The following is a 17024-nucleotide window of genomic DNA, read 5'->3' on the forward strand; positions in this document are numbered from 1 at the left end:
CCCGACCTCGGCCTCCGGATACGGAAAACCCCGGCAGGATGACCTCGCCGGGGTTTTTCATGATCAGCCCTCCTGTTCCAGCATGAGGGGCAAGGCTGGAAACTGCCGGACAAAACGCTGCTGATCCGCCGGGAACAGGCGGACCCGGAGATGCAGTCTCTCCTCATCATCCAGCCGTTCCATCACCTCCCCATGCTCATGCAGCCATGCCAGTGCGGCACCATCCGTGACAGGAACCTGCACCGAAAACTGCTTCATGGACCGTGTCATGAAGGCATCCAGAGCCTCCATGAGGTCCGGCAGCCCTTCCCCCGTCAGGGCGGACACGGCCACGCTGCCCTCACGGCGGGGCACGGCTTCCGTACCGCCCAGAAGATCGGCCTTGTTCAGCACCTCGATCGTCCGTTCCGGCCACGCCTCATCCAACATCCCGTCGGCTGTCATGTCACCCAGAACGGACAGCACGTCCTCCCGCTGGGAGGCACTGTCCGGATGGGCGACATCACGCACATGCAGGATGATGTCTGCCTCCGCCACCTCTTCCAGCGTCGCCCGGAAGGCGGCGATCAGCTCGGTCGGCAGGTCGCTGATGAATCCCACCGTGTCGGACAGGATGACCCGACGGCCTGAAGGCAGGGTCAGGTTCCGCATGGTCGGGTCCAACGTGGCGAAGAGCTGGTCCTGCGCATGGACACCCGCCCCGGTGATCCGGTTGAACAGGGTGGACTTTCCCGCATTAGTGTAACCCACCAGAGCCACGACCGGGAACGGAACCTTGCGACGGGCATGGCGGTGCAGGCCACGGGTCCGACGGACCTGCTCCAACTCCTTCCGCAGCTTGACCAGACGTTCATCCAGCATCCGCCTGTCCGCCTCGATCTGCGTTTCACCCGGGCCACCAAGGAAGCCGAACCCACCACGCTGCCGCTCCAGATGCGTCCAGAGCCGGACAAGGCGGGACCGCTGATATTCCAGATGCGCCAGCTCCACCTGCAACACACCCTCCCGTGTCGCAGCTCTGGCTCCGAAAATATCCAGAATCAGGCCGGTCCGGTCCACCACCTTGCAGCCCATCTCTTTTTCCAGGTTGCGCTGCTGGGCGGGCGAAAGACGGGCATCGACCACCACCACGCCCACGGACTCCGCCTTGACGATCTCTGTCAGCTCCTCCAGCTGCCCCGCACCGAGGAGGGTCGCCGGGCGCTTCGTCCGCAGCGGATAAATGGCCGTATGGACGATCTCCAACCCAATGGAGGCCGCGAGCCCCACCGCCTCCTCCAGCCGGGCTTCTGCGGCTCGGCCTTCAGCGAAGGCCTGCTTCTCCGCAGGGAGAATGACGGCGGCGAGGGTGGGCTTGCGGGCGGTTTCCTTGGGCTGACGTCTCAAATCCGGAACATCCTGTCTTCAAAATCCTGTATCGGCCTTCTTCAGGCCCGCCTCATATGGGAGGGAGCCCTGCCAGACACAAGCACCCCCCGGAAGAGAGGCACCAGTCAGGGCAGGTCCGAAAGAGCCGCCACGGGCATGATGGTGCTGATCGCATGTTTGTAGACGAGCTGCACATGCCCGTCCCGGCGGAGCAGCACACTGCGACCATCAAACCGTGTGATGACCCCCTGAAGCTTGACACCATTGACCAGAAAAACCGTCACCGGTTCTTCCCGCTGCTGCACATGGGCCAGAAACTGCTCCTGCACGTCGCCTGTTCTCTGTTCTGACATGGATTCCTTCATCATTTCCCACCCTGCCCGTCACGTTCGGACGGGGCAGCAGACCGATCTTCCTGTGTTACACCAAGCTGCTTGAGTTTGCGGTGCAGTGCGCTCCGCTCCATGCAGACAAAATTGGCCGTCCGGCTGATATTGCCACCAAAACGCATCAGCTGGACCTGCAGATACTGTGTCTCGAACTGGTCCCGAGCCTCCCGCAAAGGCAGGCTCATCACATCAGCACCAGCTGTCAGGCAGGTCATGGAAGGAGCCCCCTCCCGGACTGCCTCTGGCAGCATGTCTGCCCGTATGACGTGCGGGGTGTCACCATCCCCACCGGGGGCCAGAATGAGCATCCGTTCCATCAGGTTCCGCAGCTCACGCACATTCCCCGGCCATTCGTAAGTCTGGAGACAGGCCAGAGCATCCACGGCAAGTGTCCGGACCGGCAGGCCGGAAGACCGGGCACAACGTTCCAGAAAATGCTGCGCCATGACCGGAATATCTTCTGGTCGCTCCGAAAGAGCCGGAACCTGAAGGGGCACGACGGCCAGCCGATAATACAGGTCCTCCCGGAAACGGCGCCGGACAATTTCAGCCTGAAGGTCCCGGCTGGTGGTCGCCAGCACCCGGACATCCACCTTCACGCTGTGATTGCCACCCAGACGCTCGAACGTATTGACCTGAAGCGCCCGCACGATCTTGCCCTGTGTCTCCAGCGGCATGTCGGCCACTTCATCCAACAGCAGGGTGCCCCGATGGGCACGCTCCAGCAGGCCCGGACGGCCCGGCCTGTCACCGGCTCCCTCAACCCCGAAAAGTTCTTCCTCCAGATGCTCCGGGGCCAAAGCGGCACAGTTCAGCACCACGAAAGGGCCCTCCGCCCTTTTGGATTCAGCGTGGATGAGCCGGGCCACCACCTCCTTGCCCGCACCGGCAGGGCCGGTGATAAGAACACGGGAATTGGTAGGGGCCACACGGTTGATCTGCCCCCGCAGCGCATTGACAAGCGCACTGTTGCCCATGAGCGTGCTCTGCTCTCCGGCTCTCAGGCGCAGCTCGGCATTTTCCTTGCGCAGCCGGGCTGCCTCCAGCGCCCGACGGACAATGACCAGAAGACGGTCCGACTGGAAGGGCTTCTCCAGAAAATCATAAGCCCCCTGATGCAGGCTGGAGACGGCCGTCTCGATCGTTCCGTGCCCGGAAATCATGATGACAGGCACATCCGGCTGCTCCTCCCGGAACAGACGCAGCAGGGCCATGCCGTCCAGACGAGAGTTCTGGAGCCAGATGTCCAGTATCACCAGCGAGGGCCGATTCTCCCGGAAAACCCGGATGGCCTCATCAGCCTCCGCAGCTCCACAGGTCACGTAGCCATCATCCTCCAGAATCCCGGCAAGCAGGAGGCGGATATCCGGCTCGTCATCAACGATCAGAATTTCATGCTCCATGGGATACCTTCATGCTTTGCTCACGCCCTCTGCTGCAAGCCCCCTGCCCACCAGCGGGAGGATGAGTGCCACCAGGGTGCCAGCCGTTCCCACATCTCCGGTACCGGCAAGCACCCGGCGCTCTTCCTCTGTCAGGGACCGCAGGTGCAGCCGCCCCTTATGGGCCTCCATCGCCCGGTGAACAATGGCCAGCCCCAGCCCGGTCCCCTTCTCCTTGTGGGTCACGTAAGGCTCTGTCAGACGCTGATGCTCCCCAGCGGGCAGCCCCACGCCGTTATCAGCCACACCAATGATTGCCGCTTCATCCTCAAGCGTCAAGCGGAGGACAATCCAGCCCAGCACGGGCTGGTCCACCCCCAGGCGCCGCCCTGTCATCAGGATGGCATCTGCTGCATTCTGTAGCAGGTTGATAAGAGATTGACCAATCAGGCGATGGTCACACCGCACCATGACCGGCCCACCAGCCGGGACATCCAGCCGATACGCTATCTCCGGATGGGCATTCTGCTGGAGGAACAGCGCCTCACGACACAGGCGGACAAGGTCATGCTCGGCCATCTCTGGCTGGGGCATACGGGCAAAGGATGAGAACTCATCCACCATGCGCCCGATATCCCCTACCTGCCGCACGATCGTGCTGATGAGCTGATCGTAGATTTCCGGGTCGCTGGTAATCTCCCTGTAAAAACGCCGTCTCAGCCTCTCAGCCGCCAGCTGGATGGGGGTCAGTGGATTCTTGATTTCATGGGCGATGCGACGGGCCACATCGGCCCAGGCGGCCTTGCGCTGGGCTACCTGAAGGAGGGTGATGTCATCAAAGGTGACAACATATCCCCCCCGGCCTTCATGCCCGTTCTGCTCCGCCACGGCAGAGACGAGCAGGGTCCGTCCGGCTCCGGCACCACCCCCGCCTCCCGGCCCACCCGGCGCCCGGGCACTTTCAGTATCGATCTGGATTTCAGCCCCATGCTCCTTCTCGGGATGCTCTTTCACAGCCTGAAGCAGAGTGGCGAATTCGGGCACATGATCGACCAGAGGGCACCCCTTGGCCTGTTCCAGGTCCCGCTGAAGAATGGAGGAGGCAGCCCGATTGGGAAGTTCGACAGTCTGGTCATGGTCCAGCCCGATCACACCGGCGGACACACCAGCAAGAACGGTCTCCGTGAAACGCCGCCGTTCGTCAATCTGGTCATAAGCCTGCATCAGCTCAGAACGCTGGCTGGCCAACTGGCTGGCCATCAGGTTGAAGGCACGGGAGAGGGCCACCAGCTCATCCTCACGCAGGCCACGGCTTTCCACAGGGACCCGTGCCGTCAGATCCCCCCGGGAAATGCGACGGGCTGCCCGGATCAGAAGGCTGAGGGGCCGAGTGATCCTGTTGGCCTGGGACAGGCCGCTGAGCATTCCCACCGCCAGCACCAGCAGACCCATCAGCGCCAGAATCACGATGAGTGTCAGCTGGGTCTTGCCACGATTGTTGAGCATCCGCTGATAATCCTGCACCAGCGTGTCTGTCCGTGTCATATGGTGGAGGATGTCCGGGTCCACTGGCCGGGTAATGACCAGCATGAGACCAGAATTGCCCCCCAGCGAGACAACCCCCCGCACCAGCTGCGCCTCTGGCTGGTCCAGAAGCACGACTTCTCCTGTTCTGGCCATGGCCGCCACAGACCGGGGCGGCAGCTCCTTTTCCGGGTCCCCTGCCCGGATGGCCATGAGCCCCCCCGTAGCGATGATCCTGTAGGTGATCGGATTGAAAATGATCGCATCATTCAGTCCCCGTTCCGTCACCTCATCTTCCAGCAGGGCCTGAAGGCGTGGCTGGTCGTGGAACAGGTCCGTCCCGTGGGCGAACATCTCGTCGTTCTGGACTGTCAGAAGCGTGTTGGCCAGGGCAAAGGCCTCTGTCCTCGTATTCTCATTATGCTCCCGCAGATATCCTGCCGCTACGGAACGGGCCTCGCTCAGGGCCGTGTTGACCCGGTTTGAAAACCAGATCTCCACACCATAATGGAAGAACAGGGCCGAAAGGGCACCGACCATCAGTGTAGGCGCCACGGCCACCACGCCAAACAGCATGACAAGCTGGCTGTGCAGCCGGGCCCCGGCCTGCCCCATGCGCCGTGCGGCCAGCATCCGGCCGATCTGCCGTACCCCGGCAGCACCGATGAGCATGAGCGTGATGAAATCCAGCAGGAAAAGCAGGGCCTGCGCCCGTGGTACCCGGGCCAGTGAAACACCACCCGCAAGGACGATGAATGTCACGAACGTGAGGACCAGCGCCACGACCGTCAGCACCACCACGCCATCAGGGCTGGTCAGACGCCCGAGAGAGGCCCGCATCCTGCTGGCAAGACGTCTGATCATCACAGTATCTTTCCTGCTCAACGGTCCCCCGGCTTCGCTCCGGGCCGGGGGACAACGATATGAAGTTCCCTGATGCGCTTGCGCAGGGTGTTGCGGTTCAACCCCAGCAGAGCAGCGGCACGGAGCTGATTCCCACCCGTATGCTGGAGGGCCATGGTGATGAGGGGACGTTCCACTGCTCCCACCACGCTGCCATGCAGGTTGCAGCTGCCCGCCTCCAGCCCTGCCCGTACATAACTGCGCATGACCGGCTCGAACATCGCTGCCAGCCCCCCGCTCCGGTCACCGGAAAGAGCCCGCACGGCCCGCAGACGTTCCGGCCCGAGGCACTGCTCCATCGGCAGGGAAGCCAGCCAGTGCCGCAGGCCATCCTCCAGCCCTCCGTGACGCAACAGGGTCGCCTGGTCATGCCGGCTGGCCACCACGATACGCACGGCCTCCTCCCGCCGTGCCGGCGGCCTGTGGGCCAGAACAGCCGCAAAACGCTTCTGGAGTGTCGGGCACAGGCAATCCAGCTCATCCAGAAGAAGCGTGCCGCCACGGGCCTGCTCCAGCCAGCCATTGCCTGCCGTACCAAACAGCCGCTCCTCCCGCAGGGCACGGGGAACAGCCGTCAGCCCCGCAACGACAAAAGCTCCGCCTGCACAGGAACTGTGGGCGTGAATCCTCTGGGCCACGTCCAGACGCTCCTGCGAGCTGGCACCATGCAGGAACAACGGGCGCAGCGCACGGACTGCCCGGGCCGTCGGCTCACCCATCACGCCACATGCCGGGCAAGAGCCCCTTCCCGATCACGCACGATGCCAGCCGCGATGGCGTCATCATAGAACCGCTCCAGCAGAGCAATGACAGCAGGAGCGGAATCCAGCCGGTTCACCTCCGCCCGGAATGCCGCCGACCCCGGAAGACCGGCGGAATACCAGGAGACATGCTTGCGGGCAAGGCGCAGGCCCGGTCGCTCCCCAAAATGGTCCATCATCATGTGATAATGTTTCAGGACGATCTCTTTCTCCGTTGCGAGATCGGGGTCCGGCACGTCCACGCCGCTCCGCAGGGACTGGGTCAGCTGGGCGAGGAACCAGGGCCGCCCATAGCAGCCCCGCCCCACCATGATGCCGTCCGCCCCCGAATCCGCCAGGGCCTGACGGGCCGAGGCCATGCTCACGATGTCACCATTGACGATCACCGGAAGCCTCACCGCCTCCTTGACCCTGCGGACAAACTTCCAGTCCGCCCGGCCATTGTAGAACATCTGGCGGGTCCGCCCGTGCACCGTGATCATGCGGATGCCGACATCCTCGGCAATACGGGCCAGGGCAGGAGCATTGAGATGCTCATGGTCCCACCCCATCCGCATCTTCAGCGTCACGGGGACATCCACCGCCTTCACTGTCGCCTCCAGCAGGCGGGCGGCGAGAACTTCATCCCGCATGAGGGACGATCCGGCCATCTGGCCGATGGCCACCTTCTTGACCGGACAGCCGAAATTGATGTCCACGACATCCGCACCACCCGCCACGGCGATCTTTGCTGCCTCTCCCATGGCCTGCGGGTCACACCCCGCCAACTGTACGGCATTGACACCACCAGCCCCGGCGCTGCGGGCCATGCTCAGGGTCCGCTCATTCTCCCGTACCATCGCCCATGAAGCGATCATCTCCGAAATGACAAGCCCCGCTCCCAGCTCTCTGGTCAGCCTGCGAAACGGCAGGTCCGTGACGCCGGACATGGGAGCGAGGATGACAGGGTCATCAATCACGCAGCCCGTCCCCAGAGTGATGGGCGGCAGAGGAATCGGCATTGGCATGGATACGGGATACCTGTCAGGTTTTCGTGGAGCAGACCGGGGCGGGATTTTACAGTTACGGCCTTCAAAGCGCAAATGGCGGCTGCCTCACCCCTGCCTGCGCCGCCGGGCCCGCCTCATGGAAAGAATCTCCCGGTCATGACGCTGTTCCCCAGCCGGTGTGACCTCAAAACGTCCGTCATCCCTCTGCCGGGCCAGCCCCATGCCAGCCAGCCGCAGCAGGCAGGACCGGTCCTTGAGAGGGGCCCGGAAATCGGGCATCCGCCCTTCCGGCGGGGGGCCGACCGGGCGGCCCGTTTCACCGCTCAGCACAAGCCGGTGCAGGGCCGAACGGCAGCAGGTTTCCAGGTACAGGTCATCCCAGCTCATGGCTCCGGCTCCCGTTTCATCGACATGGCGCAACTCCCTCTCTGCAAAGCCACACAACAGTCATCAATACCGCAAATTGTCTTGACAAGAACGACCATGCGTTCTGAAAGGTTCTTAACTGTCAGTAAGGGAAGAGTGAATGCTCGATATCGGAAAAACAGCCACGTGGCTTCTGCGCCGTCTCAACCCTGAAACTGCACATGAGCTTGCCATCCACAGCATTGCCCACGGCCTCGCCGGTCGCGGCAAACCCGATCATTCGGCCCTCCGGACGGAAGCTCTGGGTCTTTCCTTCCCCAACCCGATCGGCCTTGCAGCAGGGTTCGACAAGAATGCCCGGGCCGTGCGGGGGCTGGCCAGACTCGGCTTCGGCTTTGTGGAGACCGGCACGGTCACACCCCGGCCCCAGCCGGGCAATCCCCGGCCCCGCCTGTTCCGTCTGGTCGATGACCACGCCATCATCAACCGCATGGGCTTCAACAGCTGTGGGATTGACCGGTTCTGCCAGAACCTGACACCCCTTTTCCGCCCGGACGGGAATGGCACCGTAAAAGCCGCCGGTGTTCCGCTGGGTATCAATCTGGGCATCAACAAGACAGGGGCAGACCCGCTTGTGGACTACCCCGCCCTGGTAGGCCGGACGAAATCCTACGCCGATTATATCACCATCAACCTCTCCTCCCCCAACACCCCCGGCCTGCGGGACCTTCAGGCTACCGACATGCTGGCCCGCCTGCTGGATGCCATACAGACCGCCCATCCCGACCGCCCCCCTTTGCTGGTGAAGCTTGCCCCTGATCTTGAAGATGACGCCTATGGCCCCATCCTCCAGACGGCACTGGACGGTGGCGCTGATGGTCTCATTCTCACCAACACCACGCTGGCCCGTCCCGCCAGCCTGACGGACCCTCACCGTGAGGAGGCCGGAGGCCTCTCCGGTGCGCCACTGGCCGAACGGGCCCGCCATGTGCTCCAGCTCGTGAGCGACCTGAACAATGGCCGCCTCTGCCTCGTTTCTTCCGGCGGCATCGAAACCGGAAAAGACATTCTCGAGCGTCTGAAAATGGGGGCGGACCTCGTACAGGTCTACACGGCCTTCATCTACGAAGGGCCCGCCGTCCTCACCCGGCTGAAGCAGGAGCTGCTGCACGAGATGAGCCGCTCCGGCATCCGCACCCTCGCCTCTCTCCGGCGCTGAATCACCGTAACGCAGGGGCCACGTAGCACCATGAAGACTGCTCTGGTCGGCATCGTCAAAAACGAAGCACACGACATACTGTACTGGCTGGCCTGGCATGCCCTCCTCGGTGTGGACAGTTTCATCCTGTTTGATGATGATTCAGATGATGGCACGAGGGATCTCATCACGGCCGCCAGCCTGCACTGGGATGTGCGCCTTTTCCATATCCGTGAGCACAGCCTTGACCTGTCCAGCCAGGACCATGCAGAGCGCCAGAGACAGGTCTATCTTGATGCCCTGTCGGCCATTGCCATGGATGAACAGTCTTACGACTGGGTGGGTTTTCTGGATACGGACGAATATGTCAGGCTGTACGCCCACGAAACCCTGCCGGAATTTCTGGAATCATTGCCTGCCGATGCCGGTGCAGTAGCCCTGCACTGGCAGGTTTATGGCCATGACAATCACATCACGACCCCCAGCCTGCCGCCTTTCCACAGTTTCAGCCGCCACAGCACGGCGGGAGAGGCCATCAACCGGCATGTAAAGAGCTTCATCCGCCCTCATTGCTGGAAGAAAGGCAAATGGGTCAATGTCCATTATTTTGCGCTGGCTGAAGGGCGTTATGTCACCTCATCCGGTGCGCCTGTTGCCTGGTCTGCCGTACCCGGCATTACGGTAGGGTATCCTGACTGGGCTGTTGCCAGCCTGATGCATTTCCAGCGGCGCAGTCTGGAACAGTTCGTCAAACGGGTCCTCAACCGCAAAGACCTCCAGCTCACCCTTTCAGACCACCAGCTGGCCCAATGGAACGACATTGAAGACACGGTCCCCCGTGAAAAGACGTCGGACATTCTGCGCTGGGTCAGGCCGGTCATCACGGCAGGGGCCATGACCGTGCTGGAAGAGATGCGGCGTCAGCACCCTCCCATCCCCGGCCTGACTCCCCCCTCAACCCGGCAGAATCCGGCTGGCTTCCGGGTCTTTTCCCTGCATCCGAAGGATGCCCGCCATCCCGGTCTCGTCAATGATCTGCTCCAGGACCTTGGCAGTGCCGAGCAGCAGGGGGGTGAGTTCCAGCTTTTCCTGATCCAGAGCCTGATCCATCCCGAAGCCGCCTTTCTGTTCGGCCTGGATGAAAAGGACAGGATACGGGACTTCTTCATCCTGCATGATGGCCGCCTCACCGGCCTGCCCCGCTACGACATCCTGCCTGTCATCGAACAGACAGCCATTGCCCTGAGGCAGCATGGGGGCCAGAAACGTTTTCTCTGCTCTCCTCCCACGGAACCGATGGCGCCTGACAGGCAGGCCGTCAGCCTTTGGGAATGTTTCATCACCATTCCTCAGGAGACCACACCCTCAGGGGCCTCCTGGTTGAGCCTGTCGCCCTTCAACCTGCTGGAGATGGCTCTGGGCGCTCCAACCTTCACGCTGGACACCATTTCCACCCTGACAGCCATCGACCGGGAAACCACCGTATGGCTTCTCCCTCTTCTGGCCCTCCATTTACAGGCGCCACAATACAGGGAACTGCACAGCCATCTGGGCGCCCTGGCCCCCTTCATCCTGTAAGAACAGGGGAGCAGGCCCATTCCCTTCATTGAAAAAGGCTCACCAGAGGACTGGTGAGCCTTTTTTCTCTTCGTGCCAGACAGGCTGACCGCCATGGCTCAGCGCCCAAGTTTGCGCAGCTTCACGCCACTCATCAGCCGTTCTTCAATCTTGGCCAGAGACATGCCTTTGGTCTCCGGCACGTACAGATATGTCAGACCAATGAAAATGAAGTTCAGAACGGCCAGAAGCCAGAACGTGCCAGAGGCCCCAAAGGCCTCCATCAGCGGCAGAAAGCTGACACTCACGCCCATATTGGCCAGCCAGTTCATCAGGGTAGAAGCAGACATGCCGAAATTGCGCCCCTGAATGGGCTGGATCTCTGCACACAGCACCCACATGAGCGGCCCCGCCGACATGGCATGACCAGCGCAGAAAACCATCAGCACGAACACGGCGATCATCTGGGAAGCCTGCTCCGCCATACCCTCATGCAACAGGGCTGCAAGAGCCCCCATTGTCAGCGCCATGACGGCAAAACCGACATAAAGAATGGGCTTGCGGCCCCAGCGGTCCACCAGACCAACCGCCACGAACGTGGCCAGCATGTTCACCAGCCCGATGATGGCCGTACACCAGACCTGCGCATGTGTATCAAAATGGGCAGCCTGAAGAATCTTCGGAGCATAAAACATGACGATATTGATGCCCGCCAGCTGCTGCATGGCCTGAAGGCCAATACCCAGCAGCACGGAACGACGGAAATTGCTGTTGCGCTTCAGCAGTGCCCACCCTTCCTGCTTCGTTTCCAGCTGCTGGCGGATGGCCTGAATCTCCTTGGCGGCCTCCAGCGGGTCATCCCGCAGGTCCAGCAGGATTCTCCGCGCCTCCTTGTGGCGGCCTTTCATCACCAGCCAGTGCGGACTGTAAGGCAGGAACAGAACCCCGATAAGAAACAGCGTTGCCGGGAAGGCTGCAAAAGCAAACATGCTCCGCCAGCTGCCACGATAGGAAAAATAGGCATCAGCCAGAAAAGCCACGAATATGCCGATCGTCAGCATAAGCTGGTAGGTGGAGATCATCGCACCACGGGTATCTTCACTGGCAATTTCAGAAAGATAGAGCGGCGCCGTAAAGGCGGACAGCCCGATGGCATAGCCCATCACCACCCGGAAGGAGATCATGGAGGCGACAGACCAGCTCAGGAAGCAGCCCAGTGCCCCAATCACGAACACTGCGGCCCCGCAGATCAACGCCCGCTTGCGCCCGACCTTCTGGGCCAGCTTGCTGGCACTCACCGAGCCAAGGGCCGCACCGGCCATCATGGCACTGACAACCCATGAGAGCGCCAGTGTGGAAGGATGAAACTCCCGGGAAAACAGATCCAGCGCACCGGAAACCACGCCGATATCAATACCAGACATCAGCCCCGCAAGGGCCGCAACACCACCAATGACAAGAATCTTGAATTTCGTGGGATCGAAAAATGACGCATCGTCATCATCGCCTGTCCCTGGGGATACAGAACGGGGATCAACTTCATCTACCATGTAAAGGGCGCAACCTCCCTGATGCAGACCAGCCCCACCAGCCAGACACGAAACCGGGCAGAAGAGACGGACTGTCCCTCCTGCCCGGCAGTGCATGAACAGGGCTGATCTTCAATCAACTACCAAGATCACGCAGTTTTACACCACTCATGAGGCGCTTCTCAATAGTTTCCAGCGAAACATCCTTTGTTTCTGGAACGAAGAGATAAAGTAACACGACACAGATGGCGTTGAATCCGGCAAACAGCCAGAAAGTATTGGGGCCGCCAATCAGCTCCAGCACACTGAGGAATGTCGTGCCGATAAGAAGATTGCTCAGCATGTTTGTCCCGGTAGAGATGGAGATGCCAAGGCTGCGCCCTGCGGCAGGCTGGATCTCCGAGCAGATGACCCACATGAGCGGCCCGGCGGACATGGCGAACCCACCCACGAAGATGATGATCATGCCAAGAGCCAGAAGCTGAAGAGCAAGGGTCGTCGTCCCGTACCACAGCAGGAAGGCAAGAATGGCCATGCTGGCTGCCATGCTGGCATACCCGGCATAGAGGATCGGCTTGCGGCCCCAGCGGTCGGAATAACCAACGGCCACAAATGTCATCAGCACGTTCACAAGGCCGATCAGCGCCGTACACCACATTTGGGCCTCAAGGCTGAAATGGGCTGTCTCCAGAATACGCGGGGCGTAGTACATGATGATGTTGATGCCAGCGAACTGCTGCATGACCATCAGCAACATGCCCAGTCCGAGGGAACGGCGGTAGTTGCTGTTGGTCCGCAGCAGCTTCCAGCCCTCTTCCTTGGTCTGCAACTGCTCGCCAATGGCCTTCAGCTCCTGCCGGGCCTGGGACGGCGCATCACGCAGCTTTGTCATCGTCTCCAGAGCCTCTTCCTCACGGCCCTTGAGCATCAGCCAGCGTGGGCTCTGCGGCAGGCAGAGGAAAATCACCAGAAACACGACAGCCGGCACGGCCTCTACCACCATCATGGAGCGCCATGCACCGGAGGGGGCGAACCAGCTGTTGGAGAAGAAGGCCAGGAAAATACCGATCGTCTTGAGCAGCTGGTACAGCGAGACCATGGCACCACGCTGTTCCGTCCGGGCTACCTCGGAAAGATAAAGTGGCGTGCAGAAGTCGGAAAGGCCCATGCCCATGCCCACCAGCACACGGCAGATGATCATCATGGTGATGGACTGGGAAGCCGCACAGCCAGCCGCCCCTATGGAGAAGAAAGCCGCAGCGGTCGTCAGCGTGTATTTGCGGCCCAGACGCTGGGTCAGCTGTCCCCCTGTCAGGGCGCCAATCGTGGCGCCGACAAGCATACCCCCAACAATCCACTCCAGCGCCACGGTGGAGGCATGGAACTCAATACCAAACGGCCTCAGCACACCGGAAATTACCCCGATGTCCATACCGCACATCAGCCCCGCCAAAGAGGCAAGAATGCAGATGAAAAGCACTCTCCGCCTGGCAGCGGGATCCACAGCAGACCGTGGAGATTCAGCTGTCCCGTTCATAACAATCGGACCTTTATTACTGGAGGGAAAACTCCCTGAAGAGAATCTTCCATATCATAAAAAACAATTTAACCTACGCACCATGACTGACCACAGGATCACAGTTCTGAGAGGTCGCATAACTCCCTGATCTACCTGATCTTTCAGAAAGACAAACCATATGTCTGCATGGCAGGAAAACAAGGCAGGCCTTAATTTTCCCTTACCTTCCTTTCTCCGGCGCAACGGGCACAGACTCCCTCAATCTCCACCGTGGCGGCCTCAGCCCGAAACCCCTGCCCCCGGGCAGACTGCAACAGCACCGCCGCCACAACATCCTGCTCCAGCTCCTGCACCTGACCACAGCTCCGACAGATCAGGAACTGGGCCCTATGGGCACCCCACGCACCATGGGACGTGCAATGTTCTTCACAGTCCAGCCGGTGATGACAGCCCACAAAGGCGCTCAGGCGCTCTATCCGGTGGATCAGCCCCTGCTCCAGCAGAAAATCCAGAGCCCGATAGACGGTCGGCGGCACGGCCCTTGGCTGATAGGCCCGCAAAAGGGAAAGAATATCGTAAGCGCCCAGCGGTCTGGTTTCCGAAAGAACAAGTCCCAGAACCAGGCGGCGGACCGGGGTCAGTTTCTGCCCGTGATGTCGGCACCAGCAAGTGGCCTCTTCCAGCCGGGCCATGACATCCCGGCTGAACGCCGGCCCGCCCGGTTCCTCCATCCTGTCCGGCTTCCCATGCGCCGCCTTCATGCCGTACCATCCAATGGTGGCACGGCCCAGCGGCATGAGGCCAGTCCGTTGCGGGCCAGCTCCCGATGCAACACCATCACCGGGGCCCGAAGCTCCCCGATCATCGGGTCGGCTGCCAGGTCCTGTGCCAACGCCTCCACGACCGTGACGGAACGATGCCGCCCCCCGCTACAGCCAACGGCAATGGTGACGTATTTTTTCCCTTCCTGCGCAAAACGGGGCAACACGGTCTGCACCAGCCCCAATACATGGCTGTAAAAAGGCTGGTAGAACGGATCCGCCTTCACATACTCCGCCACGCTGGCCTCCAGCCCCGTATGGGGCCGCAGCTCCTCATCATAATGCGGATTTCTCAGGAAACGGGCATCCAGCACGATATCTGCCTCCCGCGGCAGACCTGCCGGATAGGCAAAAGACATGAGTGCCACGGACAGCATGGTCCCAACCCCGGCACTGAAACGGGCCTCGATCATCTGGCGCAGGTCCGGCAGGGGCAGGTCACTGGTATCTATCACGAAATCAGCCACGGCCCGCAGCGGTTCCAGCAGTCCGGCCTCCTGCTCCAGCGCAGGGCGCAGGCCACCTTCCCCGGCGAGAGGATGGCGCCGCCTTGTGGCGGTGAACCGGCGCAGCAGGACATCATAATCCGCCGTGGCAAAAACCAGCTGAGCCGAACAGTCTGGTTCACGACGGGCCAGTGTCAGAAAATCCACGATCCGATGGGCATCAAACCCCCGGCTGCGCACGTCCACCCCGATGGCCAGACGGGACCCTGTCCGGGTAATCAGCGCCTCAAACAGGTCCAGCGGCGGATTGTCCACCACCTCGTAATCAAGGTCTTCCAGCATATGAAGGATGGAGGCCTTCCCGGCGCCGGAAAGACCCGTCACCAGAACAATACCCCGTGAAGACCGGCCCTGCATCCTCATACCCATGACCTGTTTCCCTGCATCACGCTGGCGGAACTGCCAGCGCAGTGGAGCATATCACAGTCTCCAACCCACAAGAAACAGACCCCCGCCTGCCTACTCCGGAACAGGCGGAAGTGCCGCAGCCGTAAAGCGGGGCAGACGGATGACAAAGCGGGCCCCACAGATGCGGCTCTGCTGGGTTTCCGGATCCAGCTCTTCCCGGTTCTCTGCGTGCAGGGTTCCCTCGAAGGCCAGAATGATCTGCCGGCTGATGGCCAGCCCCAGGCCGGAATGCTTCCCGAAATTCTCCCCGGGGGGACGTTCCGAGTAAAAGCGCTCAAATATGCTGTCCAGCTTTGCAGGCGGTATGCCAGGCCCGTCATCCTCCACGGCAATCTCTATGGTCGGGCCACCGGGGTAGATGGTGCCATCTTCGGCCAGCTTCGGCAGCCCCTTCATGACACGGACAGCAAGCCGGATGATACCATCCGGCGGGGAAAAGGACTTCGCATTGCCGATCAGATTATGCAGGACCTGGACAAGCCCATCCCGCCCGACCATCACATTGAGGGGTTCTTCCCCTTCCGGAATGGACAGCACCAGCCTGGCAGCATGCTCCTTGCGGGTGGCCTGGTTCACCTCGACAAACAGCTCCAGCAGCGCCACGACATCAACCACCACACGCCCGCCCCGCTTGAGCTCTCCCTCAACCCGGCTGGCAAAGGAAATGTCCGCTATCAGCCGCTCCAGCCGCTGGACATCCCGCCCGAGGATACCAAGCAGCCGGTCCCGGGCCTGAACATCCGCAATGCGGGGCAGGGTATCCAGAGCCGAGCGGATGGAAGACAGCGGATTCTTCAGCTCGTGGCTGACTTCCGATGCAAAACGTTCCACATCATCCATTCTGGCCCACAGGGCCAGTGCACTCTCACGCAGGGTCCGGGCGAGTTCACCAATCTCATCCCGGCGGCTGAGCAGAGCATAGGGCAGACCATCCACCCGCCCCTGCCCGGGCTCACGCATCTCCCGCGACCGCACGACAAGGCGACGCAAAGGCCGGGACAGTGTCATCGCAAAATACCACGACAGCAGGACGGCAGCTCCCATGCTCATCAGCATCATGATGACGATGACCCATCGCACCTTGATGATGGCCCGATCGATATCCGCATTGTGACGGGTCAGCTGAAGGACGCCGACCGTCTCCCCATTCACCACGACAGGCGCCACAACGGTCATGACCAGCTCATGCTGGGCAGTCTGCCGAATATAGGGTGGCAGGTCCTCCCGGGCACTGAGATGGACATCCTCACCCGTATCCTGCCCGAAATTCTGTGATGTCGTCGAATTGTCCAGAGGGACATCCCCCTCTCTGGTCCTGAGAGGAATCAGGGACAGGACCCAGCCATAAATACGGTCAACCACATTGACATTCGGCTGCCAGCGGGTGCCGGATGCCGTCAGGACGCCGCCCCTGGCGCTTTCTGTCAGCAAGGACCCGTTGGGCGCATAAAGCCGGACCTGCGCATTGCGGCTGAAACGGATCATGTCATCCAGAAAAAGGTGGGCCACCTTCGTATCCAGCTCGACCTCCCCGCTTTCAGGATCGACCTTCTGCGCCTGCTGGAGAACAGAGGCATAAATGCGGGCCTGCTCCCGCAGGCTATCCACACTGTCATTCAGCAGCGTGTTGCGTACCTCATTGATGGAAAGAAGCAGCCCCCCCATGAACAGCAGCGGCAGAAAATTGACCAGCAGAAGCCGGCTCGTCAGCGGCGAAACCCAGCGCCGCAGCCGCACGGCACGCAGATACTCCCAAGTGCTCCGCAGGGGGCTTATCAGCTCGTCATGCCCGGTAATCATGACG

At 61.4% G+C, this 17024-nt stretch carries 14 protein-coding genes; 2 read left to right on the top strand and 12 right to left on the bottom strand.

All coding sequences use genetic code 11. The features are described from left to right. Positions 1 to 63: 63 nt before the first annotated feature. The 7 genes from hflX to CO583_RS07305 form a co-directional block, all read right to left on the bottom strand. On the bottom strand, positions 64 to 1386 hold the full coding sequence (gene hflX, locus CO583_RS07275) for a GTPase HflX (protein ID WP_081562826.1): 1323 nt from the start codon (positions 1384 to 1386) through the stop codon (positions 64 to 66). Between the two features lie 107 nt (positions 1387 to 1493). Further along, positions 1494 to 1721 carry an RNA chaperone Hfq gene (hfq, locus tag CO583_RS07280; RefSeq protein WP_081563414.1) on the bottom strand — a complete coding sequence of 76 codons (228 nt, stop codon included), beginning with the start codon at positions 1719 to 1721 and terminating at the stop codon, positions 1494 to 1496. An 11-nt stretch (positions 1722 to 1732) separates the two neighbouring features. Continuing rightward, positions 1733 to 3160 (bottom strand): sigma-54 dependent transcriptional regulator, encoded by a 1428-nt coding sequence (locus CO583_RS07285; protein WP_248630674.1) that lies wholly within the window; start codon positions 3158 to 3160, stop codon positions 1733 to 1735. A gap of 9 nt (positions 3161 to 3169) precedes the next feature. Further along, positions 3170 to 5527: an ATP-binding protein gene (locus CO583_RS07290; protein WP_081562827.1), complete on the bottom strand. Its 2358-nt coding sequence runs from the start codon at positions 5525 to 5527 to the stop codon at positions 3170 to 3172. Positions 5528 to 5544: 17 nt separating this feature from the next. Beyond that, positions 5545 to 6285, bottom strand: a complete 741-nt coding sequence (locus CO583_RS07295) for a helix-turn-helix domain-containing protein (RefSeq protein WP_043558012.1) — start codon at positions 6283 to 6285, stop codon at positions 5545 to 5547. Further along, complete coding sequence (gene dusB, locus CO583_RS07300; protein WP_081562828.1) at positions 6285 to 7334, bottom strand: tRNA dihydrouridine synthase DusB; 1050 nt, start codon at positions 7332 to 7334, stop codon at positions 6285 to 6287. The genes CO583_RS07295 and dusB overlap by 1 nt, the downstream gene beginning before the upstream one ends. A gap of 87 nt (positions 7335 to 7421) precedes the next feature. After that, positions 7422 to 7703 carry a hypothetical protein gene (locus CO583_RS07305; protein WP_043558447.1) on the bottom strand — a complete coding sequence of 94 codons (282 nt, stop codon included), beginning with the start codon at positions 7701 to 7703 and terminating at the stop codon, positions 7422 to 7424. A 139-nt stretch (positions 7704 to 7842) separates the two neighbouring features. Here CO583_RS07305 and CO583_RS07310 point away from each other — a divergent pair, with 139 nt between their 5' ends. Continuing rightward, on the top strand, positions 7843 to 8901 hold the full coding sequence (locus CO583_RS07310; protein ID WP_043558005.1) for a quinone-dependent dihydroorotate dehydrogenase: 1059 nt from the start codon (positions 7843 to 7845) through the stop codon (positions 8899 to 8901). Between the two features lie 30 nt (positions 8902 to 8931). Then, a complete protein-coding gene (locus tag CO583_RS07315; protein ID WP_248630675.1) occupies positions 8932 to 10458 on the top strand; it encodes a glycosyltransferase family 2 protein in 1527 nt (508 codons plus the stop codon). A 98-nt stretch (positions 10459 to 10556) separates the two neighbouring features. Here the strand turns inward: CO583_RS07315 and CO583_RS07320 are convergent, their stop codons facing one another. The 5 genes from CO583_RS07320 to CO583_RS07340 form a co-directional block, all read right to left on the bottom strand. Then, positions 10557 to 11987 (bottom strand): sugar porter family MFS transporter, encoded by a 1431-nt coding sequence (locus CO583_RS07320; RefSeq protein ID WP_043557999.1) that lies wholly within the window; start codon positions 11985 to 11987, stop codon positions 10557 to 10559. Between the two features lie 115 nt (positions 11988 to 12102). Next, on the bottom strand, positions 12103 to 13503 hold the full coding sequence (locus CO583_RS07325) for a sugar porter family MFS transporter (RefSeq protein ID WP_052348889.1): 1401 nt from the start codon (positions 13501 to 13503) through the stop codon (positions 12103 to 12105). Between the two features lie 191 nt (positions 13504 to 13694). Continuing rightward, positions 13695 to 14216, bottom strand: a complete 522-nt coding sequence (locus tag CO583_RS07330; RefSeq protein ID WP_043558441.1) for a Fur family transcriptional regulator — start codon at positions 14214 to 14216, stop codon at positions 13695 to 13697. Positions 14217 to 14242: 26 nt separating this feature from the next. Beyond that, entirely contained in the window at positions 14243 to 15175 is a 933-nt protein-coding gene (rapZ, locus tag CO583_RS07335) for an RNase adapter RapZ (protein WP_373364573.1), read from the bottom strand. 96 nt (positions 15176 to 15271) lie between these two features. Next, the gene (locus CO583_RS07340; protein WP_081562831.1) at positions 15272 to 17020 is read right to left on the bottom strand and encodes a sensor histidine kinase; all 1749 of its coding nucleotides are present in this window, start codon (positions 17018 to 17020) and stop codon (positions 15272 to 15274) included. Positions 17021 to 17024: the final 4 nt, after the last annotated feature.

This window comes from Parasaccharibacter sp. TMW2.1882 (assembly GCF_023337635.1).
Classification (GTDB): Bacteria; Pseudomonadota; Alphaproteobacteria; order Acetobacterales; family Acetobacteraceae; genus Bombella; species Bombella apis.

Bases quoted from the DNA above. Each gene is read 5' to 3' on its own strand.
- hfq (WP_081563414.1), bottom strand. From the start codon at position 1,721: ATGTCAGAACAGAGAACAGGCGACGTGCAGGAGCAGTTTCTGGCCCAT.
- CO583_RS07285 (WP_248630674.1), bottom strand. From the start codon at position 3,160: ATGGAGCATGAAATTCTGATCGTTGATGACGAGCCGGATATCCGCCTC.
- CO583_RS07290 (WP_081562827.1), bottom strand. From the start codon at position 5,527: ATGATCAGACGTCTTGCCAGCAGGATGCGGGCCTCTCTCGGGCGTCTG.
- CO583_RS07295 (WP_043558012.1), bottom strand. From the start codon at position 6,285: ATGGGTGAGCCGACGGCCCGGGCAGTCCGTGCGCTGCGCCCGTTGTTC.
- dusB (WP_081562828.1), bottom strand. From the start codon at position 7,334: ATGCCAATGCCGATTCCTCTGCCGCCCATCACTCTGGGGACGGGCTGC.
- CO583_RS07305 (WP_043558447.1), bottom strand. From the start codon at position 7,703: ATGAGCTGGGATGACCTGTACCTGGAAACCTGCTGCCGTTCGGCCCTG.
- CO583_RS07310 (WP_043558005.1), top strand. From the start codon at position 7,843: ATGCTCGATATCGGAAAAACAGCCACGTGGCTTCTGCGCCGTCTCAAC.
- CO583_RS07315 (WP_248630675.1), top strand. From the start codon at position 8,932: ATGAAGACTGCTCTGGTCGGCATCGTCAAAAACGAAGCACACGACATA.
- CO583_RS07320 (WP_043557999.1), bottom strand. From the start codon at position 11,987: ATGGTAGATGAAGTTGATCCCCGTTCTGTATCCCCAGGGACAGGCGAT.
- CO583_RS07325 (WP_052348889.1), bottom strand. From the start codon at position 13,503: ATGAACGGGACAGCTGAATCTCCACGGTCTGCTGTGGATCCCGCTGCC.
- CO583_RS07330 (WP_043558441.1), bottom strand. From the start codon at position 14,216: ATGGAGGAACCGGGCGGGCCGGCGTTCAGCCGGGATGTCATGGCCCGG.
- rapZ (WP_373364573.1), bottom strand. From the start codon at position 15,175: ATGAGGATGCAGGGCCGGTCTTCACGGGGTATTGTTCTGGTGACGGGT.
- CO583_RS07340 (WP_081562831.1), bottom strand. From the start codon at position 17,020: ATGATTACCGGGCATGACGAGCTGATAAGCCCCCTGCGGAGCACTTGG.